The 26869-nt window shown below is 59.4% G+C and carries 25 protein-coding genes; 18 read left to right on the forward strand and 7 right to left on the reverse strand.

What is annotated here, in order from left to right:
* The first annotated feature begins 9 nt into the window (after positions 1-9).
* The 8 genes from trbE (at position 10) to ACVW1B_RS03720 (ending at position 8038) form a co-directional block, all read left to right on the forward strand.
* Complete coding sequence (gene trbE / locus ACVW1B_RS03685) at positions 10-2451, forward strand: conjugal transfer protein TrbE (protein WP_253603334.1); 2442 nt, start codon at positions 10-12, stop codon at positions 2449-2451.
* Positions 2448-3176, forward strand: a complete 729-nt coding sequence (gene trbJ, locus ACVW1B_RS03690; protein WP_253587697.1) for a P-type conjugative transfer protein TrbJ — start codon at positions 2448-2450, stop codon at positions 3174-3176. The genes trbE and trbJ overlap by 4 nt, the downstream gene beginning before the upstream one ends.
* Positions 3176-3544 carry a putative entry exclusion protein TrbK-alt gene (gene trbK-alt / locus ACVW1B_RS03695; RefSeq protein WP_253587696.1) on the forward strand — a complete coding sequence of 123 codons (369 nt, stop codon included), beginning with the start codon at positions 3176-3178 and terminating at the stop codon, positions 3542-3544. The genes trbJ and trbK-alt overlap by 1 nt, the downstream gene beginning before the upstream one ends.
* Positions 3541-4770, forward strand: a complete 1230-nt coding sequence (gene trbL / locus ACVW1B_RS03700; RefSeq protein ID WP_253587695.1) for a P-type conjugative transfer protein TrbL — start codon at positions 3541-3543, stop codon at positions 4768-4770. The genes trbK-alt and trbL overlap by 4 nt, the downstream gene beginning before the upstream one ends.
* Positions 4771-4868: 98 nt before the next feature.
* The gene (gene trbF, locus ACVW1B_RS03705; protein ID WP_253587694.1) at positions 4869-5552 is read left to right on the forward strand and encodes a conjugal transfer protein TrbF; all 684 of its coding nucleotides are present in this window, start codon (positions 4869-4871) and stop codon (positions 5550-5552) included.
* Complete coding sequence (gene trbG, locus ACVW1B_RS03710) at positions 5549-6583, forward strand: P-type conjugative transfer protein TrbG (RefSeq protein ID WP_253587693.1); 1035 nt, start codon at positions 5549-5551, stop codon at positions 6581-6583. Before trbF ends, trbG begins: the two co-directional genes overlap by 4 nt.
* Complete coding sequence (locus tag ACVW1B_RS03715; RefSeq protein WP_253587692.1) at positions 6580-7791, forward strand: TrbI/VirB10 family protein; 1212 nt, start codon at positions 6580-6582, stop codon at positions 7789-7791. Before trbG ends, ACVW1B_RS03715 begins: the two co-directional genes overlap by 4 nt.
* 4 nt (positions 7792-7795) lie before the next feature.
* Positions 7796-8038 (forward strand): DUF2274 domain-containing protein, encoded by a 243-nt coding sequence (locus ACVW1B_RS03720; protein WP_057018909.1) that lies wholly within the window; start codon positions 7796-7798, stop codon positions 8036-8038.
* Between the two features lie 112 nt (positions 8039-8150).
* Here the strand turns inward: ACVW1B_RS03720 and ACVW1B_RS03725 are convergent, their stop codons facing one another.
* From ACVW1B_RS03725 to ACVW1B_RS03735, 3 genes are all read right to left on the reverse strand, one after another.
* The gene (locus ACVW1B_RS03725) at positions 8151-9050 is read right to left on the reverse strand and encodes a TauD/TfdA dioxygenase family protein (RefSeq protein ID WP_253587691.1); all 900 of its coding nucleotides are present in this window, start codon (positions 9048-9050) and stop codon (positions 8151-8153) included.
* Between the two features lie 275 nt (positions 9051-9325).
* Entirely contained in the window at positions 9326-10006 is a 681-nt protein-coding gene (locus ACVW1B_RS03730) for an HAD family hydrolase (RefSeq protein WP_057018887.1), read from the reverse strand.
* 685 nt (positions 10007-10691) lie between these two features.
* Positions 10692-11321 carry an FMN-binding negative transcriptional regulator gene (locus ACVW1B_RS03735; protein ID WP_057018886.1) on the reverse strand — a complete coding sequence of 210 codons (630 nt, stop codon included), beginning with the start codon at positions 11319-11321 and terminating at the stop codon, positions 10692-10694.
* Positions 11322-12104: 783 nt separating this feature from the next.
* On the opposite strand from ACVW1B_RS03735, the gene ACVW1B_RS03740 reads away from it, so the two are divergent.
* Positions 12105-12350, forward strand: a complete 246-nt coding sequence (locus ACVW1B_RS03740) for a hypothetical protein (protein WP_057018885.1) — start codon at positions 12105-12107, stop codon at positions 12348-12350.
* Between the two features lie 128 nt (positions 12351-12478).
* Here the strand turns inward: ACVW1B_RS03740 and ACVW1B_RS03745 are convergent, their stop codons facing one another.
* Complete coding sequence (locus ACVW1B_RS03745) at positions 12479-12628, reverse strand: hypothetical protein (protein WP_159109486.1); 150 nt, start codon at positions 12626-12628, stop codon at positions 12479-12481.
* A gap of 510 nt (positions 12629-13138) precedes the next feature.
* On the opposite strand from ACVW1B_RS03745, the gene ACVW1B_RS03750 reads away from it, so the two are divergent.
* Entirely contained in the window at positions 13139-14107 is a 969-nt protein-coding gene (locus ACVW1B_RS03750) for a cytochrome-c peroxidase (RefSeq protein ID WP_253603332.1), read from the forward strand.
* Between the two features lie 327 nt (positions 14108-14434).
* Here ACVW1B_RS03750 and ACVW1B_RS03755 read toward each other — a convergent pair whose 3' ends face one another.
* Entirely contained in the window at positions 14435-16021 is a 1587-nt protein-coding gene (locus ACVW1B_RS03755) for an acyl-CoA dehydrogenase family protein (protein ID WP_253587690.1), read from the reverse strand.
* Positions 16022-17160: 1139 nt separating this feature from the next.
* On the opposite strand from ACVW1B_RS03755, the gene ACVW1B_RS03760 reads away from it, so the two are divergent.
* The 6 genes from ACVW1B_RS03760 (at position 17161) to ACVW1B_RS03785 (ending at position 21249) form a co-directional block, all read left to right on the forward strand.
* Positions 17161-17472, forward strand: a complete 312-nt coding sequence (locus ACVW1B_RS03760; protein WP_253603329.1) for a hypothetical protein — start codon at positions 17161-17163, stop codon at positions 17470-17472.
* A gap of 244 nt (positions 17473-17716) precedes the next feature.
* The gene (locus ACVW1B_RS03765) at positions 17717-19369 is read left to right on the forward strand and encodes a recombinase family protein (protein WP_253603327.1); all 1653 of its coding nucleotides are present in this window, start codon (positions 17717-17719) and stop codon (positions 19367-19369) included.
* A 448-nt stretch (positions 19370-19817) separates the two neighbouring features.
* Positions 19818-19994 (forward strand): hypothetical protein, encoded by a 177-nt coding sequence (locus ACVW1B_RS03770; RefSeq protein ID WP_176731384.1) that lies wholly within the window; start codon positions 19818-19820, stop codon positions 19992-19994.
* Positions 19995-20062: 68 nt separating this feature from the next.
* Complete coding sequence (locus ACVW1B_RS03775; protein WP_256558511.1) at positions 20063-20188, forward strand: hypothetical protein; 126 nt, start codon at positions 20063-20065, stop codon at positions 20186-20188.
* 248 nt (positions 20189-20436) lie between these two features.
* The gene (locus ACVW1B_RS03780; RefSeq protein WP_141341663.1) at positions 20437-20682 is read left to right on the forward strand and encodes a hypothetical protein; all 246 of its coding nucleotides are present in this window, start codon (positions 20437-20439) and stop codon (positions 20680-20682) included.
* Positions 20683-21045: 363 nt separating this feature from the next.
* A complete protein-coding gene (locus tag ACVW1B_RS03785) occupies positions 21046-21249 on the forward strand; it encodes a cold-shock protein (protein ID WP_028336518.1) in 204 nt (67 codons plus the stop codon).
* A 569-nt stretch (positions 21250-21818) separates the two neighbouring features.
* On the opposite strand, the gene ACVW1B_RS03790 is transcribed toward ACVW1B_RS03785, so the two are convergent.
* Positions 21819-22100 (reverse strand): hypothetical protein, encoded by a 282-nt coding sequence (locus ACVW1B_RS03790; RefSeq protein ID WP_456821173.1) that lies wholly within the window; start codon positions 22098-22100, stop codon positions 21819-21821.
* A 99-nt stretch (positions 22101-22199) separates the two neighbouring features.
* Complete coding sequence (locus tag ACVW1B_RS03795) at positions 22200-24032, reverse strand: outer membrane protein assembly factor BamB family protein (protein ID WP_456821174.1); 1833 nt, start codon at positions 24030-24032, stop codon at positions 22200-22202.
* A 258-nt stretch (positions 24033-24290) separates the two neighbouring features.
* Here ACVW1B_RS03795 and ACVW1B_RS03800 point away from each other — a divergent pair, with 258 nt between their 5' ends.
* Positions 24291-25871, forward strand: a complete 1581-nt coding sequence (locus ACVW1B_RS03800; RefSeq protein WP_310881399.1) for a sugar ABC transporter ATP-binding protein — start codon at positions 24291-24293, stop codon at positions 25869-25871.
* Complete coding sequence (locus ACVW1B_RS03805) at positions 25868-26860, forward strand: ABC transporter permease (protein ID WP_050387916.1); 993 nt, start codon at positions 25868-25870, stop codon at positions 26858-26860. Before ACVW1B_RS03800 ends, ACVW1B_RS03805 begins: the two co-directional genes overlap by 4 nt.
* The last annotated feature ends 9 nt before the right edge of the window (positions 26861-26869 follow it).

Below are 26869 nucleotides of genomic sequence, written 5' to 3' on the forward strand. Positions count from 1 at the left end.
CGCCCGGTTATGATCAATCTTGCCGAATATCGCCGTTCCGACGCTCGCCTTGCTGACTTCCTGCCTTGGGCAGCGCTGGCCGACGAGGGGATCATCCTGAACAAGGACGGTTCGTTCCAACGGACGGCGAAATTCCGCGGCCCGGATCTCGACAGCGCGGTGCCGGCCGAACTTGTCGCCGTCGTCGGCCGTTTGAACAATGCCTTGCGTCGCCTGGGATCGGGCTGGGCCGTATTCGTGGAGGCGCAGCGCCATTTTGCGGGGGCATATCCACCGAACACTTTTCCGGACGTCGCGTCTGCGCTGGTCGACGCCGAGCGCAGGGCACAATTCGAGGAGGCGGGTGCGCACTACGAGTCGAGCTATTTCCTGACCTTCCTCTATCTGCCGCCAGAGGAGGGAGCGGCCAGGGCGGAGCGACTGCTCTATGAGGGGCGCGATCGGACGGTTGGGGGCGACGCTCGCGAGATGCTCCGCGGGTTTGTCGATCAAACCAACCGCGTGCTTCAGCTCGTTGAAGGGTTCATGCCGGAATGCGCCTGGCTCGATGATCAGAACACGCTGACCTACCTGCACTCGACGATTTCGACCAAGCGTCATCGCGTTCGCGTGCCCGAAATTCCCATGTACATCGATGCGCTGTTGGCGGACCAGCCGCTGACCGGTGGGCTTGAGCCGATGTTGGGGGCAGCCAATATTCGGGTTCTGACAATTGTCGGCTTTCCGGGCGCGACGACCCCGGGAATCCTGGACGACCTGAATCGTCTGGCATTCTCATATCGCTGGTCGACGCGCGCGATCATGCTCGACAAGAGCGACGCCACCAAGCTTCTGACCAGGATTCGTCGCCAGTGGTTCGCCAAGCGAAAGTCCATCGGCACCATCCTTAAGGAGGTCATGACCAACGAGCCGTCGACGCTGCTCGATACCGACGCTCACAACAAGGCGATCGACGCCGACGCGGCGTTGCAGGAACTGGGGTCGAATCAGATCGGACAAGCCTTTGTCACAGCAACCATTACGGTCTGGGACAGCGATCCCAATGCTGCCGACGAAAAGCTGCGGCTGGTCGAGAAGGTCATTCAGGGCCGCGATTTCACCTGCATGATCGAGACGGTGAACGCCGTCGAAGCCTGGCTCGGCAGTCTGCCGGGGCATGTCTATGCGAACGTGCGGCAGCCACCTGTATCGACCCTCAACCTCGCTCACATGATTCCGATGTCGGCTGTGTGGGCGGGCGAGGCGAGGGATCTGCACTTCAAGGGTCCGCCGCTTTTGTTCGGCAAGACCGAGGGATCAACGCCGTTCCGATTCTCACTCCATGTCGGCGACGTCGGTCATACCCTTGTGGTGGGGCCGACAGGCGCTGGCAAGTCAGTGCTGCTCGCGCTGATGGCGCTACAGTTCAGGCGTTACCCGAACTCTCAAATCTTTGCGTTCGATTTCGGTGGTTCGATTCGCGCGGCCGCCCTCGCCATGGGCGGTGATTGGCATGATCTCGGCGGCGCATTGTCTGACGGAAGTGAACAACCCGTCGCCCTGCAGCCGCTGGCCTGGATTGATGATCCTTCCGAGCGCGGATGGGCGACGGAATGGATCGGCGCGATCCTGGCACGGGAAAAGGTCGTGATCACCCCGGAGGTCAAGGATCACCTGTGGTCGGCGCTGACATCTCTCGCTTCGGCGCCGAGGGAGGAGCGCACCCTGACGGGCCTGTCAGTCCTGCTCCAATCGAACTCTCTGAAACGTGCCCTGCAACCTTATTGTCTTGGTGGTCCCTCCGGTCGCCTGCTTGATGCCGAATTCGAGCGCCTTGGCGAAGCCTCGGTCCAGGCGTTTGAGACCGAAGGTTTGATCGGAACGACTGCAGCGCCGTCTGTGCTGGCGTACCTTTTCCATCGTATTGGTGATCGTCTCGATGGCCGGCCGACACTCCTGATTGTCGATGAAGGTTGGCTTGCCCTCGACGACGAGGACTTTGCCGGCCAACTTCGCGAATGGCTGAAGACGCTCCGGAAGAAGAACGCGTCCGTCGTCTTCGCCACCCAGTCGCTCTCGGACATCGATGGTTCCGCGATCGCGCCGGCGATCATCGAAAGCTGCCCAACGCGCCTGTTGCTGCCGAACGAACGGGCGATCGAGCCGCAGATCACCGCCATCTATCGCCGCTTCGGCCTCAATGACCGCCAGATCGAGCTTCTGAGCCGGGCAACGCCTAAGCGCGACTACTACTGCCAGTCGCGTCGGGGCAACCGGATGTTCGAACTCGGTCTTGGGGAGGTTGCGCTCGCGTTCACCGCAGCCTCTTCCAAGACAGACCAGGCTGCCATCGCGCAGCTCCTGGCCGAGCATGGACCCGACGGCTTCGTGCCGGCCTGGCTCCAGCACCGTGGCGTCGCATGGGCGACAGATCTGATCCCCAATCTCGTCAATCTGGAGAAATCGCTATGAGACCTCTTGGCCTACTGGCGACCACGGCCGCCTTCGCGCTGCTGCTTGGCGTTACGCTGCCCGCACGGGCGCTGATCGTCTTTGATCCCACCAACTACGTCCAGAATGTCCTGACGGCCGCGAGGGAGCTCCAGCAGATTAATAATCAGATCACCTCGCTGCAGAACGAGGCACAGATGCTGCTCAATCAGGCAAGGAATCTGGCAAACCTGCCGTATTCGTCGCTGCAGCAACTGCAATCCTCGATCCAGCGGACTCAGCAGTTGCTTGCTCAGGCCCAGCGCATCGCCTACGACGTCCAGCAGATCGATCGTGCGTTCTCGACCAGCTACGCGCCGGCGACCGGCAGCCAGTCGAACCAGTTGCTGATCTCCAACGCTCAATCGCGCTGGCAGAATTCCTATGCCGCAACGCAAGACGCGCTGCGCGTCCAGGCCGGCATCGTTGGCAACCTCGACACCAATCGTATCCAGACGTCCGCACTCGTAACGTCAAGCCAGGGTGCCAGCGGCGCGCTGCAGGCAACGCAGGCTGGCAATCAGATCCTTGCGCTGAACGCGCAGCAGCTCGCCGATCTTACTGCTGTCGTGGTGGCGCAGGGCAGGGCGCAGAGCCTTGAAGCCGCTCAACGCGCCTCGGCTCAGGATCAAGGACGAGAACAACTCAGGCGGTTCCTTACACCGGGGCAGGGCTATCAATCCTCCACCGTGCAGATGTTTCACTGATGACCAACATAAAGGCATTCAAGGCGCTGTCGCTGCTTACGACAATCGGCCTAGTGGCCGTCGCTGCCTGCACGATTCAACTGCGTAGCGGAGACGAGTCTCCGCCGGCACCGAAGGCGGGGCAGACGACCGATGCAACCGCCTCCGATCTCGCACGCTGCCGCGGCGTCACGCCGGAGGAAACAGCGGGTTATCGCCATTGCCAGCAAGTTTGGGCCGAAAACCGGCGCCGCTTCTTTGGCAAGAAAGACAGCGTTGTAGCTCCCGCCCACGATGACTCGGCCAGTTCGACGCTTGCCCCAAAGGATCAGAGCCGTATCCCGCAGGGATCTCCGAACCTGGCTACACCTGAGGCGAGCAAACCATGACTGGTACGGGGATCATTGACCAGTTCCTGGAAACGTTCACGCGTTATATCGACAACGGCTTCGGGCTGCTGGGGAGTGATGTCGGATATCTCGCAACGACGCTTGCCGCGATCGACATCACCCTCGGAGCGTTGTTCTGGAGTTGGGGAACGGACGAGGACATCATCGCGCGCCTCGTCAAGAAGACGCTCTTCGTGGGGGTCTTCGCCTACCTCATCGGCAACTGGAACGGCCTGGCGCGTATCGTCTTCGAGAGCTTTGCCGGTCTTGGACTGAAAGCATCGGGTGCAAGCCTGTCCGCATCCGATTTCCTGCGGCCTGGAAAGATCGCGCAAGTCGGACTCGACGCCGGCCGACCGTTGCTCGATTCGATCTCCAACCTCATGGGCTACATCAGCTTCTTTGAGAATTTCGTCCAGATTGTCGTTCTCCTGTTCGCTTGGGTCGTGGTGTTGCTTGCCTTCTTCATTCTGGCGATCCAGCTCTTTGTCACGCTGATCGAATTTAAACTCACGACGCTGGCCGGCTTCGTGCTCATTCCCTTTGGTTTGTTTGGCAAGACTGCCTTCGCAGCAGAGCGGGTCCTCGGCAATGTCATCTCTTCAGGGATAAAGGTCCTGGTCCTGGCCGTCATCATCGGCATCGGCTCGACCTTGTTCTCTCAATTCACCACCGGCTTCGGCGGCGACCAGCCGACCATCGAAGACGCGATGACCCTGGTGCTCGCGGCACTCTCCTTGCTCGGCCTCGGTATCTTCGGTCCGGGTATCGCAAACGGCCTTGTGTCAGGCGGACCACAGCTCGGCGCCGGCGCCGCAATTGGAACAGGCGTTGCTGCCGGCGGCATTGTTGCGGCGGGCGCGGGACTTGCCGCGGGCGGCGCTGGTCTCGCTGGCGGCGCGATTGCCGGCGCCGCGCGTAGTGGCGGTGCTGCCATGAGCGGAGCATCAGCGGCCTACCGCAGCGGCGGCATTGCCGGCGTCGCGGAAGCCGGTGCTTCGGCCGCCATGAGCCCGTTGCGTCGTGCAACGGCTGCGGCTGGTGGAGGTGGGCAAGCCGGCGCGCAGGCCACCAGCACTTCGGCCGAAGGGCAGCCCGATTGGGCGCGGCGCATGAAGCCTGCCGAGACCATTCGGCACGGTGCGTCGGCGGCCGGCCACGCGGTCCGCTCAGGCGATCACGGTGGCAGCGGCTCTTCCGTCGATTTGTCTGAAGGAGAGCGCTGACACGCAGCCATTGCACCTCGCCACCCGCTGCGCGGGCCACTCAAAGGCGGATACCGCACGACTCGAAACCCATCACTTGATCTCAAGGGCAACTTTCGATGTTCAAACGACCTTCCGTTCATTACGGGCGCATGCCCGAACCGGTTACGCCGTATCAAAAGGCAGCGCAGGTTTGGGACGAACGCATTGGATCTGCCCGCGCGCAGGCCAAGAATTGGCGCTTGATGGCCTTCGGTTGCTTAATGCTATCGGCTGGTCTCGCAGGTAGCCTTGTTTGGCAATCGAGCCAAGGCTCGATCACGCCCTGGGTGGTTGAAGTGGATCATCTCGGCCAGGCCCAAAGGGTTGCGCCGGCCAACATCGGCTATCAACCTACTGACGCTCAGATCGCTTACCATCTGGCGCGCTTCACTGAGGACGTCAGAGGCCTGCCAGCCGACGGCATCGTTCTGCGCCAGAATTGGCTCCGGGCCTATGATTTTACGACGGATCGTGGCGCGGCTGCACTGAACGATTATGCGCGCACCAATGACCCCTTCGCCAAGTTGGGGAAGGCCCAAATCTCGGTGGATGTCTCGAGCGTCATTCGCGCGTCGTCGGAGAGCTTTCGGGTCGCCTGGACTCAACGCACCTACGACAACGGTTCGTTGAGCTCGACCGAGCGCTGGACTGCAATTCTCTCGATCGTGATCGAGACGCCGCGCGATGCCGAACGACTGCGCAAGAATCCCCTTGGGGTCTATGTCCGCGCCATCAACTGGTCAAAGGAGTTGAGTCAGTGACCAAGACGCCGTCTGACGTTTATTCGAAGCATCTTATCGTGCGCAGTGGGTTCAATTCGAGTCGGTACGACCTGTTGGCCGCGAAGCGAGCACTTCTACCTGCTCTTCTGTTTTGTTCGTCGGCGCTCGGTGGGTGCGCGACCTACATACCGCCACAGATCAGCTATGATGCGGAAGTTCCTTCGATGCCAGCATCGCCAGCGCCTCCGGACGACAAGTCGCAACCGCTACACGTTCCGCCCCTCTGGAGGCCGGCTCTCGGGGGCAAGGCGGCCGGGAAGGAAGAGCCTGAACCCGTGAGCCGGATTGAGACGGCGAACAGCGCAGCCCGGGTCGAACCGCGCAAGCGGGGGTATTTCAACGCAGCGCAGATCTATGCCTACAGCCCCGGGGCGCTTTATCAGATTTACGCCGCCCCGGGACAGATTACGGATATAGCGCTTGAGGAGGGAGAGCAGCTGACCGGATCTGGGCCGATCGCCGCCGGAGATACCGTGCGCTGGGTCGTTGGCGATACCGAAAGCGGAAGCGGCGATACGCGCCGGGTCCATATCCTCGTCAAGCCGACCCGCGCATCGATCGAGACCAATCTTGTGGTCAATACAGACCGGCGCACCTACCTGATCGAGCTCCGCTCGCGCGAGCGGCCATACATGCCATCGGTTGCCTGGTACTATCCGGAAACAATGCGCGAACGATCGCGTGCAGTCGCTCTGAGACCCATCCTTCCGGAGCCCGCGCAACGCATTTCCCGCTACGCAATTGAAGGCGACAGCCCGCCGTGGCGGCCGCTGGCCGTCTATGACGACGGCCGCAAGGTCTATGTCGAATTCCCTCAGGGCATCGTGCAAGGCGAGATGCCACCGCTCTTTATCATCGGTTCAGACGGCAAGACCGAACTTGCCAATTACCGCGCCTACGGCAACCTCCTGATCGTCGATCGGCTGTTCGCGGCTGCCGAACTGCGGCTTGGCGGTGAGCACCAGCAGAAAGTCAGGATTGTCAGGAAAGACGGGAGGCCGTCGTCATGAATACCGAGGACGGAAACGATCGCGATCAGGCGACTCAGCCGCAGGCGCGAGACGGGCAATCCGGAAGTTTCCGCTTGAGAGCAGAGCATACGCGCGTGACACGGTTGTCACGGAAGGTTCTGACCGGCGGGAGCGCGGTTATCATGCTCGTGATTGGCGGAACTGTTTTGTGGTCGCTGCAGAGTAACCGCTCCCCAAACCATACGGCCGAGGAGCTTTACAGCACAGACCATCATAATGTGGCCGACGGGATCGCGACGCTGCCGAAGGACTACACGGGCGCTCCACGCCAATCGATTCCGCTGCTCGGTCCGCCACTCCCTGGGGACCTTGGACGGCCGATCCTTGCTGCTCAGGGGCGGTCGCCAACCATCGGCTCAGATCCAGAACAGCAGCGCCGAGACCAAGAGACTGAAGCAGCCCGCATCAGCCGCTTGTTCGCTGCGAACAATGGTGGTGAAGTGCGCGCGCCCGCCGCTGCGGCCGCTGGAACCGACCGCGTCGCGTCTCCAAGCGCGACGAACTCTGCCGATGACGGATCGGCGCAGAACGGTCAGGACCGGAAGCTTGCCTTCGCGAACGCTTCTGTGGACCGTCGCACGGTCAGCCCGGACCGCATCAGCGGGCCGGCTTCGCCATACATCTTGCAGGCTGGGACGGTCATTCCGGGAGCCCTAATCACTGGGATTCGATCAGACCTCCCAGGTCCGGTCACAGCGCAGGTAACTGAGAATATTTTTGACACGCCGACAGGCCGCTTTCTGCTTGTGCCCCAGGGAGCGCGTCTAATCGGTATGTACGATAGTCAGGTCACGTTCGGTCAGTCGCGCGTCCTGCTGGTTTGGACGCGGCTGATCATGCCGAACGGACGTTCTATCGTTCTTGAGCGGCAGCCTGGCACTGATAACGCAGGCTATGCGGGTCTGGAAGACCAAGTCGACAATCACTGGGCAGAACTATTCCAGGCTGCGGCACTATCGACGCTTCTAGCTGTTGGGACGGAACTAGGCGCGGGCTCCGACACAAATAGCAACGACAGCGCAATTATCCAAGCATTGCGACACGGGGCCTCCGACTCACTGAATCAAACGGGACAGCAGGTCGTTCGCCGCAGTCTCGGCATCCAGCCTACCCTGACCGTGCGACCTGGCTTTCCGGTTCGTGTCCTGGTCAATCGTGACCTCATACTTGCGCCGTATGGAAAGTGACAACATGCCAAAGCTCAAAATAGCAGAGCTTCCAGACGATAAGCCGGTCAAAGTGAGTACGGAGCTGCCGGCGGCCGTGCATCGTGACCTCATTGCATATGCAGAAGCCCTTAGGCGTCAAGGTGGTCAAGCGGTCGAACCGACTAAGCTCATCGCCCCCATGTTGGCGCGCTTTATGGCCACGGATCGAGGGTTTTCTAAACTGAAACGTGAGGGCCACGTACCGGCCACTGGCGAAGGGAAGTGATGCTCAAGGTTTCTCGACAGTTGAGATATCGTTTAGCGTTCCCACGTCCGGCCCCAAACAACTCCGGTAGCCAGGCTTTGTCACTTTCGGATGCGAGGGCGCTGGTCGTTGATCACTTCATGCGCGGTACGCTTCTCCGGCCATCCACGCTGACGGGCACGTCTCCATCGATCGTGGCCCGACGTACGACGCGATGCTGGTCCCCGTAATCGTTGACCGCGTAATGCTGTGTCGCGCGGTTATCCCATATCGCGATATCGCCCTCTAACCAGTTCCACCGCACAGTGTTTTCGGGCGCGGTGATATGAGACTGGAACAGCTCGAACAGCTTTTGTCCGTCGTATTTGGGCACCCCAATAAAGTGCTTCACCAAGACGCCGAGCACTAGCGTCCGCTCGCCTGTTTCGGGATGGACACGCACGACGGGATGCTCAGTCTCAAAAATCCTGCTGGTGAACACATCGTCAAAGTGTTTCTTGTCAACGTCACGGACGCGCGCGATCCCAGCGTAATCGAAAACGTTGCTGTGAACAGCCCATAGCTCATCGGCAAGCCGTTGTAGCGGGGGCGGCAGGTCAAGGTAAGCGGCAGCTGTGTTCGACCACACGGTATCGCCTCCGAACGTTGGCATTACAACGGCTCGCAAGACCAAAATCTTGGGATAGGCTTCGGCGAAGGTCCCATCGGCATGCCAAACATCGGCGCGACCGCCGCCGCGAGTGGAGTCCAGTTCGAGGAGCGACGCCGTTCCCTTGGTAGCACCGAGCATCGGATGCGGCACTAGCTTTCCGAGACGAGCGGCAAAGCGCTCCTGCTCGGCGTCGTTGAGGTGTCCTTGATTGCGAAAGAAGATTACCTTGTGCTCGAGCAACAAGCTGTTAATTGCGACGATCGTGTGGTCCGGTAGATCGCCCGATAGCTCGATATTTTTGACTTCGGCACCGATGCGCGCTGCACGTTTCACAACATCGCTGCCCGGAATGACGTCACCGATCAAAGCCGCTGTGCTCATGTCGTTTTTCCAAGGCCTTTCAGTTTCTTCCCCGCCCCTTGGTAACGAATGATCTGCAGCAAGCATCATGCCAGGCGAAAGACCGAACATGTAGCGCCAGATGGCACTAAGCGGATCGCGATATTTGACACGAGCTATCGGACTTGATCCGCGGTTCGACCGAGTAAAAGAACTCGGTTTTCGATCTCACTCTTCGAATATCATCGGATCGTGAAGACGAAGCGGATAGCAGCAGCGGGCGAACGGCGGATCTTCAGCTGTGTTCTTATGGTCACTTAACTGCGCTGAATAATGCAATGCTTTTGCAAAACCGGTAATAATTCATGATGGTCATGAATCATGTAGTCGGGCCCTGCGGCGCACAGGCGCGCTTCGGAAACAAATCCCCCCGTGATTGATACGTTAATAAGACCGAGATTGCGGGCAATCTCAGTCTCAACTGGCATGTCACCTACGATGACGGTTCTTTCTGGGGATAGATCATTGGCCTGCATATACAAACGCAGCCGTTCTTCCTTGCTCATGCTCCTAAACTGGGTGGCGCGGCTCTCAAATGCCAAGATATCCCTAACTTGAGTCTTGATTCCGAGTCTTCGCACTTGTGTGCGGATCGGTTCAACAATGTGATTGCTAACGATGACGGTTTGAACTGATCTCTGATCAAGAGCGAGCAAAACGTTTCGTGCGCCCTTGCGTAAGGCCGCGTTGCGCGCCAAAAATTCGTAGGCATCGTGGAAAATGGCGCTGTCGTTACTATTCACGACTTCGATTTCATCTTCCGACATGTCTAGATTGCGGAAAAGAACCGAAAGAGGGAGTTCGAACTCCTCTCGAAGCCTGTGCATATCGACGGCTGCGCGACCGAAGCGGCTCAGAATTGCATTAATGGTTTGCAGCACGGCATTGGCATCATCGAGCAGCGTACCATTCCAGTCGAAAACAACGGCGGATTTCATGCGTGAACCTAGACAAGTAATCGTGCGATATTCTCGTGTTCGAGACTGGCTGTTTTGTTGGTCCGGTGGTCCTAGTGGGTTAGACCCATACAGAGTTGTCAGGGGAGCAACGCGCGCCAGTACGCTCAACGGGCGGACTGTGATTCCGAGGCGAGATGGAGGCGGAGGGCGTGAGCATTGCTGCTTTGGCGGCTCTATTTCTGGATCGATTTGCTTGAAGCAATGGTCATGCCAGCCGGCCATCAAGGCCGAATGGGCTTTCGACGGTCTGAACGCGTGCTAGGCGCGCTGTACTGGACATGACACGAGATTGTGCCTCTGTCGGAATACGGACACGAGTCTACAAGGTCCGGTGCGGGCCGACTGATCCGCTCGTGAAATTCGGGCGCAATTGATACTGGGGTAGTCCCTCCGTGATCTGTCCGGCTAGTGAGGCGAATGGCTTCTACCTGAGTCGCTAAGTCGAAAGTCGGGGGGCTTCAACGACTTTCCACTGAGAGGACTGGAGCAATGCTCAATTGTCGCCCATCCTATCTAGTGCCAGCAACCACTGATGCGACGAGGAAAAAAATGTCTTGAGCGGCGCAACGGCTAGACTGATGCCGCTGTTCTCTGTGAGAACTGCACATGTAAGATCGCTATGTGTCGACCGCTGCTGTTGGTAACGGCCATGCATGTTATCGTCTCAGGCCTGAACTAGGATAAGAGGCGCAACTTCCTGGTCCCGCGCCAGTTTGCTCGCGGCTAGGCCGGTGGCGACACCAATGCGATCAGGCATGGGGCGATTTTGGCTCATCTTGCGCTTGCTTTCGACCCTGGTGATCGGGATGCGTACGCCGACGATTTCACGCAACTGGGCGGCAATGAAATCCACGGGAGCATCGCTGACGGCCCAAGGTGTCGCACGTGACGTTTCATGGATATTCGTAAGGCGCGTCACGATCTCAAGCAGGCGATCGGGATCCTCGAAGAACCCAATCGGCCCATGGGCATGGACCGCGATGTAATTCCATGTCGGCACCACGTGCTCAGCTTGTCGTTTACTGGGATACCAGGATGGCGTCACGTAAGCTTCCGGGCCAGTAAAGATCGCCATCGCATCTCCGATCGTGGCGGTGCGCCATTGCGGATTGCGCTTCGCAAGGTGCCCGTACAGCGTGCCGTGCTCGCCTTCGCTCTCATCGAGGAAGAGGGGAAGCGGCGTCGCAAGGGGCCCGCCCGACGTGGCCGTGATCAGGTTGGCCAATCGGGCGCAGCGGATTGTCGCTCGAATGTTCTCGAGGTCGTCATCTCGAAACGGGCATGGTATATACATGGAAGGCTCTCGGTTGGAGGTCGTCGAGATAACCCAGGTCAATGTGCGAGAAAACTGCCAGTTTCAGTCGGCCCCTTGGAGGTTCGCCGTTGGATCCGCCCGCCTTGCTCGTGGCTTGGCCGCCTCGTGATCGCCCGCTGACGTGCTCCTGGGGCCGTGATGTAACCGAGCAAGGCAATTATGACGCGACAGTCCGGTTCCATGGGGCGCTCGCTTTCATTCGCCGCTCTGAACATCTGAGTTTCCTCGGACAAGCGAGCCGGACTGCTGCTTACCGATGGGTGCGTGCCACGTTCAACTTGGAACCTGCCAACAGCCGGCTTACTGAGAGCAGAGCGGACGGCGGTGCTGATAACTTTCCATCTGGCTGCGCTGACAACTCCCTCAACGCCACCTCGATATCTCTTATGGCACTTGCGGTGGGCGAACTTTATGAATGTCGGAGGTTCCGATCAGCTTGATCTAATCGAGCTGAAGTGTGGGAGGGACAACCCGTTATAGACGATGGTCTATTTTATTTAAGCCACAATGTGTTCGAGGCGAAGGGGTGTCATGGGCGAGTTTAATTTCAGCGCAGGAAGCGTTCTGTTCGGCCTTTGCTTATCGCGATTGCGGCAATCCTTTTGTTTTTCTGATCACGTTCAATCATCGGCCATCCGCTGTTCGATTGTCACTCCCTCGCGTCCGCCAAACCTTGGTATACGCCGACGCCGCTAAGACGGCCTTGCTCCGTTCCGTTACTGGAGTTAACGCTGGGCCATTGGTCTGGCTTAAGGGTATACAGTGAGCGAAGTTCGCGAATTTATCGACTTCTGGATCGAGAATAGCGTTCATGCCGTCGAGCAGTATCGGACTCCCGGCGCGTCGCAGGATGTGGCCGAACTCACTCAGCGCCTTGTCGAGGCAGCCAAAGAGCAGGATATTTCTGAAGCCGACTTGCAGGCTGAGATGAACGATATCTCTGAGTACATTGGAGAGCGACTCAGGGCTGCAAATAGGGCTGAGCGCGAACGGCGCACGCCCACCTAGGAGAGCGAAGTCCGCTTACCTGCCAGCCGGTAAAGCGGCTCAATGCGACGTTCCTCAACATCCGCTGCTGCTCAGCCATCAAGCTGCCACTATCCGATTACGCGAACACCGTGACAGCCGCGGCTCAGCTATTCGCCTTCAAGGCCCTTGAGGGACATCATGGCATTGAGGTTCTTAATGGCGGTGTTGCGCTCGCTCAGTTGCCGCGTAATTTTGCCGTCTACCCGCTTGAAAAACCCGAACGGCGTTACACGAGAGTTGCCGTGCAAGGCCAACATTGTGAATTGTTCCGGGGGTCGTCAGCTTATCGACAGCTAAGGCCCATAGCATGGGAAGGTCTCTAGCTAGACTGACAAGTCCGGCTTGATTTGCCTAGATCTGGCAGAGGAGGATCGGATGGATTGCTTTGACAATATCAACAGCTTCGACGACCCAGATCTCACGCAGACGTCTTTGCGCCAGCAGCAAGTGCAGGGGTGGGCGAATGAGGCTGGGTGTTTGACGATCCTGGATCAAAACCGCTGTAGTTGACCGCCTCTTCATTGTTCGTCGGTGGCACCCCAGACGGCCGGCTTCGAGAGCTGCCGTTGCGGCGTCCTTCTGGTGGAGCTGTGTCTTTCCTCGAGTGTGGCCGCATGCAGCTTTTTGGCCGTTTCCGGCATCTATGAAATTGGTAATGCAAGCAATGAAGAAGTCAGCGATACGAGAGCCTTCCCTGGTCTACAAAGTGTGCGTTCTGAGACATTGGGATCTTGGTCTCCTCAGCAGCGGGCGCAACTGACGATTTGATGAGCGCTGCCAGGGAGGCTTTCAAACCGATTCCTTCGGTCGTCCCTGCGATAAAGGACAACACAGTCACCCACGAAAAGGTCGAACTTGGCAAGACGCTGTTCTTCGATCCGAGGCTATCGGCAAGCGGGATCATTAGCTGCAATACGTGCCATAACCTTGGCGCGGGCGGCGTAGATGCCGGTCCAACGTCAGTGGGTCATGGCTGGCAGCGAGGTCCACGTCGGGCACCTACCGTCTATAACGCAGTGTTCAATGTGGCGCAGTTCTGGGATGGGCGCGCGGCAGATCTCAAGGCGCAAGCCACAGGCCCCATCCAGGCGAGTGTCGAAATGAATGCCACGCCGGACAGGGTACTCAACACGTTGAATTCGATGACCGACTATGTCGTCATGTTCCAGAAAGCGTTCCCGAATGAGGCGAGGCCCGTCACCTTTGACAATTCCGCCAAGGCGATCGAGGCTTTCGAAGCGACTCTGATTACACCTGCTGCCCCGTTTGATCAGTACCTGAAGGGCGATGAGCATGCTCTCGATGATCAGCAGAAGGCGGGACTAAAGCTATTCATGGAAAAAGGATGCTCGTCTTGCCACAATGGAATCAACGTCGGTGGACAGGATTACTTCCCGTTCGGCGTGGTTGAAAGGCCGGACGGAACGCTGCTGCCATCCGCCGACAAGGGCCGTTTTGCGGTTACCAAGGTAGCCAGCGACGAATACGTTTTCCGCGCCGCGCCGTTGCGCAACGTCGCGTTGCGGGCACCGTACTTCCATTCGGGCCAGGCCTGGAGCCTTAAGCAAGCGGTTGGCGTGATGAGTGAGACCCAGCTCGGCGCGAAGCTCAGCGATAAAGAGGAAAACGACATTGTAGCGTTTCTAAATTCGTTAACTGGGCAGCTGCCAAAGATCGAATATCCGAGACTGCCCACGCGTAGCGATGCGACGCCACGGCCCTCTCTAGACAAATAGGGGCACCGATAAGCCGGATGCCGTGCGTCCTTGGTTCAATCGATACTCAAAGTATGCGCGTCGCTAAGTGTGCCCAATCTCAATTGTTGTTGTCCAGGCGACTACACATCCCAGTTCGCCTCGCCTCAGCGACGCATCATGCGGCGCGTTTGTCCCAAGCCTCGAGTGGTAGTTCTGACTCCGCGACAAAAACGGCTTGCTGTCGATGAGATGAACTTTGCTGAGTTAAATCGCTAAATCTTGCTAGGTCAGTGTTACCGAAAGCTCGTCGCTGTCGAGTGTTGGATCGTCTCCAGATCAGCATCCTCGAACCGTTCACATGGGGTCTCAAACATACTGTACCAATCTGAGGTAATCGTCTGTAAGGACTGGTGAACGGATGGAAGAAGCTGCGTCGTGAAGGAAAGTATTCAGAGTCCTGCTAGCGCGAGTACGGCCTTCGAAAGATAGCCTTGCCGGCTTGCGAGTACGGAGGGTGTTCAATTCGGAACTGACGAGGTCAGCCGCGAGACAGTCTGAGGCCGAGAACGAACCAGTAGACATGACGGCTTGTGCCAGTCCTAATGTGGTGAGCCAACCCGCATAGATTAGTACGGCGCCATCTGTCTCATTGAGTCCAGAGAGTTCCTCAATTGCAGCAGCGTGGAATGGTGCCGCATCAAGAGACAGAAAAAGATCAGCTATTTCGTCACGTGTGGCTCGAGAGAGAAGGCAGCGGCCGAGATGTGATAGGAGCGTCTCAGTCGGCCCCTCGAAGATGCGGAGAATGCGAGCGTCTCGATAGATTTTAGCTACAGGAGTCCCCTCATCGTAACCGCGGCCACCTAACAGTTGGACGCATTGATCGGCAACGAGGCCGCACCACTCCGAGGACAAAACCTTCGTTGCTGACGCAAGGTGGACGTTCGGTGCGCCCTGCGCTGAGACAAGTCGGCAGGATGCACCCAGCATTGCCTTCACGACTTCCCGTCGGAGTACCATCTGTCCAAATGATTGCTCGATATAGCTGTTCTCGATCATGCGCAGCTTGCCTAGTCGACGACGGCTTGCATATGAGGCTGCGACCTGAATAGCGCGCTCAAGGGCTCCAAGACCCATAGCAGCCACACCGATGCGCCCGCGGTTCATACTAGATGCTGCTGCTCCCCAGCCGTCTTGATCGCGAGAGAGCACGTAAGCGCTCGGCAGCTCGACATCGTGGAACTCTAGGGTGTTTTGAATAATACCGCGCAGACCGAGTGTGCGATGCTCGTGCGTGACCTTTAGGCCCGGAGCCTGCCTATCAACTAGAACGCCAACGACCCGTCCTTTCGCATTGGGACCAGCGGCTCGCGCAAAACAAACGATCCAACGAGCCCAGTCAGCGAGGCCGATCCAGATTTTGCGGCCAGAGATGCGAACTCTATCTTCATGCATGAAGGCCGACGCTTCTATATGTCGCGGGGCAGAGCCAGCTCCAGGCTCTGTTAAAGCGAAAGCGCAAAGATCGCCGCGTGTTGCGCCCCACATGACCTGCCTTTGTTCAGGGATGTGCGGTGCCGCTTCGATGCAGGGCAGGGCCAGAAAGTTATGGATCACGAGGGTAGAGGCAGCAGAGACATCGAAGGATGCAGTCGCGGAGATGAGGTCGATGGCCTCTTGCAAAGGAAGGGCTAACCCACCGTGCTCTGTTGGTGTCGTGAGCCCGAATAGCCCATGCCTTGCCAATACGCTGTGTAGGGTCGGAGGGAATGCCCGACGGTCATCCGCGTCTGCAAAATTCAACTGACTGAGGTCATCGATCAAACGGGAATATAAGGTGGTAGCTGCACCAAAGTCAGATGTGCGCTCCTGCGCCTCCTCGCATAAGGGGTAAGCTTGAGTGTACATATCCATAAAGCCAGATTGATTGCGTGCGTGCGTTATGACAATCATCTTCGTGGCTGGCTCGAATAGACATTGGTATAGGTGAATGCGAGCGAAGCATATGCAGATTACCCAGATTGGGAGTCATCGCCAGGGCTGCGCGGCGGGCGTCAAGGTGCATCTTGCAGACTAACCCATCGAGGGCGTGTTCGCGACCGTGCGATACGCTCCAGGGACTCGTCGCGTCGAGATCGTGCGGTGCTGCACGGTACTCGCGATGTCGCGCCGGAACTCCGACAGGAGGAATCTCCTTGAGCTGCACATACCGCTTGTCCGTCAGTTCTCCAACGTGACTCCCGCCGTCTTGATCGCGTCGTACCTTTTGGAATTCCTCGGGGCCCTTGACGAGCCGGCGCTTGCGGTCGGCTTGCTCCTCCGAACTGGCAGTGCTGTCCGCAACTTTGTCGATTGCTTTGCCGGCCATGTCGCGAGCGCGCTGGCGTTGGCTTTCAGTCTTGGGCCGCACTGCGGTTGACGACGTCGACGCGATCTAGAGCAGCCTGCGGATCGCCTCGGGGCGGGAAGGCTCATCGGCCTGCTTCTCGTATCCACTTGTCGATCGCCTCGAGCTCTATGCGGTCTTATTGCCGACGTGAGCTTGCGTAAAAGTAAGCGGGCAATGGTGACATTGTCGGCGTAGCCGGGGATCTCGACGTCCAGCATGCGTGGTTAAGAATCAATGCTGGCAACTGGAATAATGATGTCTCGGCCAATCCCGCAACCGGCTCAAATGGCATCGATTTCTCTTCGATCCCCTGAACCGGAGGCTGGCATGCGTTCTACGGCGGAAATTATCCGGGCGTCAGTTCAACGGCAAACTTCGGAGCTTCTGCCTTCGCTCACGCGGTCCCGAGCGGCTTTTCGTCTTGGGACGAAATTGGCGGTTGTAGGAGTTTGCTAGCGTCGATTGCTGGGGGGCTGAAATAGAAATGCAGTGGAGCGCTCTCGGCCTACAGATTTGCCGCACGGTTGCCGGCGGCCGATCACGATGGCTCTCGTTGAGTCGGCATGGTGTTCGGCGCCTACATGGCGATTGCGGATGGACTGGCCTTCCGTACAGTCATTCCGCCAGAGCAGGCCGCGCTGGTGCTTGTTACTCAGCGACGGTCCTGATCATACCTTTCTCGGCGCGTGCTGTATTCGAGGAGGTGATCTTCCGCCTGATCGTGATGTCCGCGTTAATCTGGCTCTTCGCGATCGCCGCCGGTCGCCCGCGGTTATGGTGCTACTGGGGCGCGATCCTCAGGGCTGCCTTGGTGGCCTATCCCCTATATTATCTGTCGTATCTGATGACTCTTGATCCGACGCCCCTGAGTTGGGTTCGCGAAGTGGCGCTTCATGGGTGCGGCGGCTTGCTCTGGGGCTATCTCTATTGGCGCCTTGGCCTTGCGGCCTCGATCGTGGGGCACGTTAGCGCGCACCCTTCGCTGCAGCCGCTGTTAGGCTTCCTGTTCGGCTAGGCCGACCGGCCAGGACACGATATTTCGAGAATCACGGCGCAGCTTTTTTGGGGCCGCTATCCTCTGCGATCGCGCCTGCTGAACATGCTTCGAAACCCGCGCGGCAGCCGCGGAAATTCACATCTGGTTGGTGCTACAAAGGCAACCATATCGCTTGTGTGGCGCGAGCTGCGGTCCTAGTTTTGTGATCGCTCAATGGCTTGAATGAGATGATGCAGATAATCGTCATTTCGGGAGGAGCGCAATGGCCAACTCGCTCATTGTGCGCAAGGACCATCTACCTCAAGCACAGAAGATACATCGGGCGGCACAATACGTCCGAATGTCCACTGACCTCCAGAAATACTCGACTGAAAACCAAGCGGCTGTTATCGCAGCTTACGCCGCCATTCATGGGCTCACACTCGTTCGCACCTACCGCGACGATGGCGAAAGCGGTCTTAAAATCGAGAAGCGAGCCGGTTTGACCGCGCTGATCCGTGACGTCCAGTCTGGCGAAGCTGACTTCGGTCACCTGCTGATCCTGGATGTTAGTCGCTGGGGACGGTTTCAAGACGTCGACGAGAGCGCGCACTATGAATTCCTCTGTCGGAAGGCAGGCATCAAGGTAGCCTATTGCGCTGAGCAATTCGACAATGATGGCAGCCTTCTGTCGAGCATTGTCAAAAATATCAAGCGGGTGATGGCGGCGGAGTACAGCCGGGAGCTTTCAGGTAAGGTCCATGCGGGAGCTTTGCGGTTGGCGGGGCTAGGCTTCAAGATGGGCGGCTCAGTTCCCTATGGATTGCAGCGACTGGTCGTAGACGAACACTCAACTCCAAAGGGATTTCTTGGTCGGGGCGAGCGCAAATTTCTGGCGTCAGATCGCGTACGACTTTGCCGGGGAACGCCGGCTCAGACCAAGGTCGTGAGATGGATCTACGAGCAGTATTTGAGTGGAAAATCGCCAAGAGGTATCGCGCGCGAACTCAATCGGCGAGGCATTGTAAATAGCCGAGGCGCTCCGTGGTGCAAGAATGCGATACGTGATCTTCTTCGAAACGAGGCATATATCGGTACTTTCATTTACAATCGCACGACGGAAAAGCTAGAGACAAAGAGAGCGCGTAACCCACAGTCCCTCTGGATCAGGAAGGAAGGCATCATCGAGCCTACTGTCGAGCGAAACGTGTTCCTGCGCGTGCAGAAGGTTATGGCGGCACGGCGGCTCATCAAAATCCCAGAGGAGGAAATGCTGCTGAGGCTTCGAAAGCTGCTGATGAAGAAGGGTAAGCTAAGTTCAAGGATTATCAACGAGTGCCCCGGCATGCCCTCAGTCACCTCGTTTTCGGTTCATTTCGGCACGCTTAAAAACGTTTATCGACTGATTGGCTACACGGGCAATCAACACTATTGGGACAAACTCGCCGCGTACAAGCAATGGGTCGAATTTCATCTTCAAAATGCAGCTCGTCTTCGTGTTGCCCTCAAGCGGGCAGGCTCGTTTGCTAGACTTGATCGCTCAGCCAAGTGTTTGAGGTTGAATAGGGCTGAGAACGTCAGCTTTCGGGTCGCCAGATGGTGCAAATATGGGGGCCGAGTGGTACGCTGGATGATGCGTAATCGCGTGCGCCGGCTAGAGGGGTGGGTGATTATTTTGAGACTGGACGAAAATAACCAATCGCCCCTCGATTATCTTCTGCTGCCGTCGGCATCGCTGTTGTTTAATGGCCCTTGGTTTCGGGTCTCCGAAGAATCTCGGGCGGCCCAAAACATAGAGCGCTTCGATACTTTTGACGAATTATCTCGATCGCTCGTTAGGAGGCTCTGCAAAACAACGCGTGCCACTCGATACAAGTCGAACAAGGCGGTGGTCGATATGTCCAAGCCGAAGAGGGGATGCCCGCGAGCCACCTAGGCCAGCGTGCGCACCGGCTGTACCAGGAAGGTACGGGTAATCCTCCCGCTACAGGAGTAGGCTGTGTCAGAAGAGACGAATTGCCCAATCGTCTTCCTGTCGGGCGACCGGAATTTTATGCGGGCACAGTCATGACGGAAGTCGACGGGCCAAATGTCCGCATTGTTTACGGCGCGCAATGATCAGCGCTCGATCAGCACGCACCACGCAACTGAAAAGCCATTGGATCTGGCCGCCCCTCATCGCCCAACGAAGTGCGAGCGGCGGCGGAATTGGCGTTTTCCCGCGAGACGAGCTTAGCTCCAACCAACACGGCTGCCTGCAATCTCAATTAAGGCACCTGGTGATCGAATCACGAAGATAAATCATTCAGCCCGCCAGTTCACGCCGGCGGGTTTTCCCTTGGCGCAATTTCCATTGTTTTGAGTGGTCGACGGCGGCGCGCGCTATGTTCAGTCATGGCTTTCACCGCCTCATCTTCGTCGGCGCAAAAAGCGATGCTTCGCCGATCGGCAAACACGAGCTACTGGCGAAGCCCAATACCCTGATGACGTACTCGGTCATTTTCGAGCGTCCTGCAGCGAATGAACTGCATCTTATGCAAACGACGTTGCTGTTCCATTAATCAGAATCCGGCCCAGGCGGTGAGCGCGTACCGAAAGGTGACAAGCTTTTGTCGGTCTTTCTTTTCGAATGGGAAGGGAAGGCGAGTTCGCCGAGGGTGCCATCGAAGGCGTGGCGCTCGCCGTGCTGGTCGCCGGCCTTCTCGACAGGCCGCTTCCGGATCGTCTGCCTGATTGGGTGGCCGACTGGATCTAATTAAAACCTGTCTCGGAAATGACGCCGCCGGTCTCAAAAATACACGCCCGGCGGCGTTTCCTTCCTGAACTGGGACGCTGAAATCCCCAGCACCAAGCAAACTGCAGGGCTGTGCCACGGGCCAATGACGTGAAGCCGAACGCTCCGGCATCAAGTGCGCGTGATATGTGAGGCCGTTCACACTCGATCATCGCTAATCGGCCTAATACACGCACAAACCGGTGGCGACTCGGTGGCGGAGAATCGTGATGCCGTTTTTCAGCAGCCAAAGCTTGCCGTCAGCAGCCGCCGCTTCAGTGCTCAGTGTTCTCATCGTGGGAGCAGTTGCCTTTGCAGCAGTTGGTTATGTAGAGTGGTCATCAGGCGTTAATCTGATCCACTTCATGGACCGGACTGCCGCGGATGCCTCAACGCCGGCTCTACCGCTCAAGGGGCGAACAGGTTGCGAGCAGGGCAATAAGCCGCTGCCGGCGCTTTCTCTGCGGCTCGAATGACACCAGCCTCGTTAACCTCCCAAGGAAACTAGCCGCCGGGCTTGAAATGCAGCATCCCGGCGGCGCCCTGTTCTTCCAGCCCTGGGCCCTGAAATCCCCAGTATCCGTAGACTAGCAGGCCCGTGGACCGATTGACCGTTGTCTCGTTAGCACACGGTTAAGGAAGAAGAGCCGGCGCCAGGGCCCGTGCGCCAGTTCCTCCCGAAACGTGACCGTGCGAATTCCCCAATCGGTCCCGTCCCACAGAGAAGCGTGAGCCGGTTTGGTTGCTGCTTTGCTAACGGCTGTTTCGGTCTTTATCCTTGCGGGACCTGACGCTCAGCGCTTAGGTTTCCCGCATTAGGACCAAAGGGAGTTTTGTCTGTGGCTACAGGTACTGTGAAATGGTTCAACCCGACGAAGGGTTACGGATTCATCCAGCCCGATGACGGAGGCAAGGATGTTTTTGTGCACATTTCTGCGGTCGAAAGGGCTGGGCTGAGCAGCCTAAACGAGGGCGCGAAAGTCAGCTACGAAGCGAAGGACAATCGCGGAAAAACATCCGCCGAAAATCTGCGGGTGGGGTGACGCACCAGGAACAAGGGGCAATGCCGGGAGTCATCATAAGCTCCCGCGATAGGTTGCCCCCCGACCGGGAGTTTAGAGCGGCCTTGGCGTTCCCCGCGCCAAGGCCGCTACCGTTATTGTATGGCATCGCAGCATGAAAATGCGCGAGATAGCGAAGGGCATTGCCTGAGTTTTTTTCTATCATTTTCGGCGAGCCGAGGGCGGGGGTAATCCCTAATGGTTCTGCTTAGGCGCGGAACGGAGGGCAACGCTGGAAGTCATCTTTCTTGCTTCCGTTGTCAGCGCGCCCGACGGCGCGAGCTTGGAATGCGGCCCCGACGCGCCCGATGACCGTGTCGGGGGCGTCTGCTGGTGCGGCCACTGCCCTAGGAGGGCGCAGCGCGGCTTCAGATTGGCGGTCAGGCAAATCGCCGCCGGCTTCTCGCCCGGTATCTCCCCACAAATGCTTTTGATCGTTTGTGCTGCTGGTGATCCCGGCAGACTCGTGCGCGGGTCTGGTGTCCGGGATTAGACTTCGCCAACCACCGATTGACCACCGAAACACAGTGAACAAACAGCGATAACAGTGGTCAATCAGGATCGGCCTTCATTGTTTTTGTTGATTTTTTCGGTTGCTGCTTACGTTCGGGACGCAGGGGTCGCAGGTTCGAATCCTGCCACTCCGACCATTCTTTCAAGCACTTATAGTTTCTGTGTTTTTCGTGCGCAACGACATGCGCATCGATTTGAAGCGCGGCTGCCATGTCGGTCGATTTCGGGACGCCTGTCTCTGATATCGGCGATTCGGGACCATTGGAGCGCGCGAGGGAAGCGGCCCCTGACGTGAAATTGCGTAGCACGTCACCAAGCACCACACGGTCTCCCTTCGGATCTCTCGGCTGATCCTGTCCGACATCAAAGCACGAATAGGCCGCCGCGAGTAGTGCTCAGCTTGCCGGCGCAGATACCTGTCAGGGGTTGCCGACCTCAAAGGCCAGCAGAACGTTGCCGGGCAGGCCGCTCCATTGTGCGTAGCCGGAATTGACGTACAGCATGCCGTCGACGACGACCGGGCCGGGTCCGTCCATGGCGCCGCCGCGAGCCGCAACTCCGTTGACAGTGGTGTAGTCGCGGGCGGTGTCGATCTCCCACAGCAGCCGTGCGTCATCGGTCGCGTAGGCGCGCAGGAAGCCGCTCACGCCGCCCGAGAAGACGACGCCGGGAATGGCGGTGACCGCCGCGGAGAGCGCGGGACTGCACTGCGGGCGGTCGCCACAGGCCACCGGCGCGACCTGCATCGCGATCTTCCCGGTCGCAAGATCGAGCCCGAACAGGCCGCCACCTTCGCTTGAATTCAGACGTCGCGTGCCGTCCCTTAGAAATCGTACGTCCGAATTGGCGACATAGATTCGGTCCTGGTCGGCGGCGGAACCCCACTCGGTTCCGCCCAACGCGCCGCCCTTGCCGATCCGCGTCTGCCACAGGATCTTGCCCTCATGGTCGGGATCGAGCGCGTGGACCACGCCGGATTTCTGGCCGATCACCAGCACGCGCTGTCCGTTACGCAGCCTCACCAGGATCGGCGATTGGCCGAAGTCATGGTCGGGGCCGCGGTCTTCCGGACAATTGCTCTGATCGGTGCCGAAGCACGCAACGACGAAGCTGTCCTTCGGTGTGGCCTGCTGATGCCACAGCATTCGGCCGGTCGTGAGATCGAACGCGAGGATGGCATCGCTGGTGTCGGTTGCCGGGTCGGCATAGCTGTTCGAGGTCGCGATATAGAGCGACTGGCGCTGCACATCGATCGTCGGCGCGGACCAGACCGACGCGCCGGCCGGACCGAACAGCTGGGTCCCGAGGGCGTTCGCCCGCGTCGGATGCGGTGCCTCGGGGATCGTGTAGGCCTTCCAGATCTGCGCGCCGGTCTCGGCCTTCAGCGCAACGACGCTGCCGCGAAACGTACAGCACTGGTAGGTGGGGCGAGATCCGATGGCCTCCTCGATCGATGAAACCCCGACATAGACGGCGCCGGAATAGAACACTGGCGCACCGGTTATCCGGGCCGCCACATGATCGTCGACCTTGCTCTTCCAGATCAGCTTGCCGGTCGCGGCATTCAGGGCGTAGACGTTGGCGCGCACATCACCAAAGAAGATGGCAGGCTGGCCGTTGTCCAGCGGGGCAAAGCTGATGGCCGTCCGCACCGGCGCCTCGGTCGGAAACTCCCAGCGCGTGCAGCCACTTTTGGCGTCGAGGGCGTGGACCTTGCGGTCGCCGCCACCGACGAACAGCAAGCCGCCGACCACAGCCGGCTGCGCGTTGGCGTTGGACGTGTCAGGAAATCCGAACGCCCATTTCAGACGCAGCCGCGGGACCTGGTCTTGCGCGAGGCCGGCCATTGCCGCCGGCTGAAACCGGCTGTTGTTGATATCCGCGCCCCAACCGTTCCACCGCGGCCCGTCGATCGGCGTCGGAAAGCCGGTCTCGTTCTGCGGGCATTGGCCCGCGCTCTCGGTTGCCGCGAGCGACGCGGCCTTTCCCGTGACGAGTGAGGCGATCGCCGCACGCTCGTCGCTGGTCAGTCCCTGCGCGAAGGATGCCATCGGGCCCGTGGTGATCGCACCAAGCACCTCGTCGAACGATCTGGATTGCAGCGCGGTGCGGCTCGGCGCGCGAACAGCCGCGTTGCTGCTGTCGTGACATTGCGCACAGCGTTGCGCGTAGAGATCGGCACCGGCTTGCTGCGCCGCGGCGGGCAGGCAAGACGAGATCAGGGCGACGGCAATCGCGGCACTCAGTTTCATCGTGATTCACCGGCGTTGGCTTTGATGAAGAGAGCAATTGCAGCTTAGCACAACCTTTCGGCTGCCATCGTGCCTGGCGGAGGCCGGCCGCACGTATGGCGGTGCAGGATCCGATCGCCGCCTTCAATTCGAGCGCCCGCCGGCGCGATCTCCCATTGACAGGTCGGTCGATGTGATAGAATTATAACAAGATAAGTTGCAAAAATAACAATATGTCACCATCGTACCAGCGCCTCGCGCGGGCGACGGGAGGAAAATTTGGAATTGTCCGGTTCGATCGCAGCCGAGCCTCGGCCGTCGACGGCGCTGTTGATGGTCGGTGGCATCAACAAACGCTTCGGCGGCGTGCGGGCGTTGCGCGACGTCAACCTCGAGGTCCGGGCCGGCGAGGTGCACGCGCTGCTGGGCGAGAACGGGGCCGGCAAGTCCACGCTGATCAAGATCCTTAGTGGTGTCCACGCGGCCGACAGCGGCACGATCGAGATCGCCGGCAAACCAGCTACGTTCGACAGTCCGGCTAGATCGCGCGAGGCAGGCATCGCCGTCGTCTATCAGGACCTCAGTCTCGTCGAGTCGCTGAGCGTCGCCGACAATCTGTTGCTCGGCCGCGAGCCGCGTACGCGGTTCGGCTTTGTCCGCAAGCGCGAACTGATGGCCAGGGCCGGGGCGTTCCTGAGCGAGCTCGGCATTCCCCTCGATACCAAGGCAGCAGTCGGCTCGCTGCCGTTCGCCTACCGCCAGATGACCGAGATCGCCAAGGCACTGATGGGCGAGGTGCGCCTGTTGATCCTCGATGAACCGACATCGTCCCTGACTTCGGATGAAGTTCGTATCCTGTTCGACGCGATCGGCAAGGCGACGCGCCGCGGCGTCGGCGTGATCTATGTGACGCATCGGCTCAACGAGGTGTTCGAGATCTCGCAGCGTGTCACGGTGCTCCGCGACGGCGCCAATGCCGGCACGTTCGTCACCGCCGAGACCGACATGAAGCGGCTGGTGAACGCCATCATCGGCACCGATCGATTGGCGCCCGCGGCGTCGCGCGCCGAATCTGCAGTTGCGCGTTCATTCGATCTGTCGCCGGTTCTGTCGCTGTCGGGCGTGTCCAACGACCGCCTGTCGGCCGTCGAATTGTCCGTGATGAAGGGTGAGATCCACGGCCTTGCCGGATTGATCGGCAGCGGACGTACCGAGGTCCTGGAGACGATCTTCGGTCTTCGGCCGGTCGACAGCGGCACATGCCTGATCGACGGCCGGCCATGGCTGCCGAGGAGCCCGGCCGATGCGATCGCACATGGCGTCGCGCTGGTGCCGGAAGACCGGCACGTGCAGGGCCTGGTGCGGGATCATTCGATCGAGCGCAACATCACCTTGCCGCGGATTCCGCATTTCTCGCGCTGGGGCTTCATGCAGCAGCGCGCCGCCGCCCGGCGTGCCGACGCTGCGGTGGCGAGGTTATCGGTGAAGGCGCAAGGCGCCTCGAGCCTCGTCAGGACATTGTCCGGCGGCAACCAGCAGAAGGTCGTGTTCGGAAAATGGAATGATCCGCGGCCGCGCGTGCTGCTGCTGGACGAGCCGACGGTCGGCGTCGACGTCGGCGCGCGCGAGGAGATCTACGGCGTGATCCGCAATGCTGCCCGCGACGGCACCGGCGTCCTGGTGGTCTCGTCGGACCTCGTCGAACTGATCGAGCTCTGCGACCGCATCTCCGTGATCGTCGATGGACGCGTGGCGCGAACGCTGGTGCGCGGGGAGATCGATGATGCCGAAGAGCTCCATCATCTGCTGCAGATCTACCAGGCTTCCGAACAAGGCGTATTGCAAGAGCTACCCGCATGACCGAACTGACCGCGCCCAACCTCGTCGCCTCGTCGACCCGATCCGATCGACGCCGCAAGCTGCTGCAGAATCTGCTGCGGGGTGAGCGGCCCTACATGTTGTACATCGCCTTCGTGGTGCTGCTGGTCGTGTTTAGCCTGTCCTCGCCCTGGTTCCTGTCGGTCGACAATTTCCTGAACATCGGACGCCAGACCACGCTGGTCTCGATCATCGCGGTCGGCATGACCTTTGTGATCATCGCACGCCAGATCGATCTGTCGGTCGCGTCGACCTTGGCGCTGTCGGGAATGGCCGCGGCGCTCGCCATGAGTCAGATCAACAACAGCTGGATCGTCGGCGCTGCCGCCGGGCTCGGCACCGGCGCGCTGGTCGGGCTGCTCAACGGCATCCTGACCACGCAGCTCTCGATCCCGTCGTTCCTGGTGACGCTGGGCTCACTGAGCATGGCGCGCGGTTTGGCGATGATGGTGACCAATACCAAACCTGTCATCATCACCAACGAGACATACTTCGCGATCTTCGGCGAAGGCTCGTTCCTGGGCATACCCGTTCCGATCGCCTGGACACTGGTGGCGATGATCGTCGGCATCCTGCTGCTGCACTACAACGTGTTCGGCCGCCGCATCTATGCGGTCGGCGGCAATCCGACCGCGGCGCTGTATTCCGGCATCAACACCAAGTGGGTGACGACCGCGGCCTTTGTGCTGACCGGCGCGCTCGCCGGGCTTGCGGCGCTGGTGCTGTCCGCGCGCTCGCACGCCGCGCGGCCCGACGTCGTGCAGGGCATGGAGCTCGACGTCATCGCCGCTGTGATCCTCGGTGGTTGCAGCCTGTTCGGCGGGCGCGGCTACATCCTGGGGACGCTGTTCGGCAGCCTTATCATCGGCACGCTCAACAACGGCCTCGTGCTGCTCGGCGTTAGCTCGCCGCTGCAGCTCGTCATCAAGGGAGCGATCATCGTCGCCGCGGTCGCCTTCACGAAACGCTAGAGCACGATC

The organism is Bradyrhizobium sp. USDA 4502 (assembly GCF_054063355.1).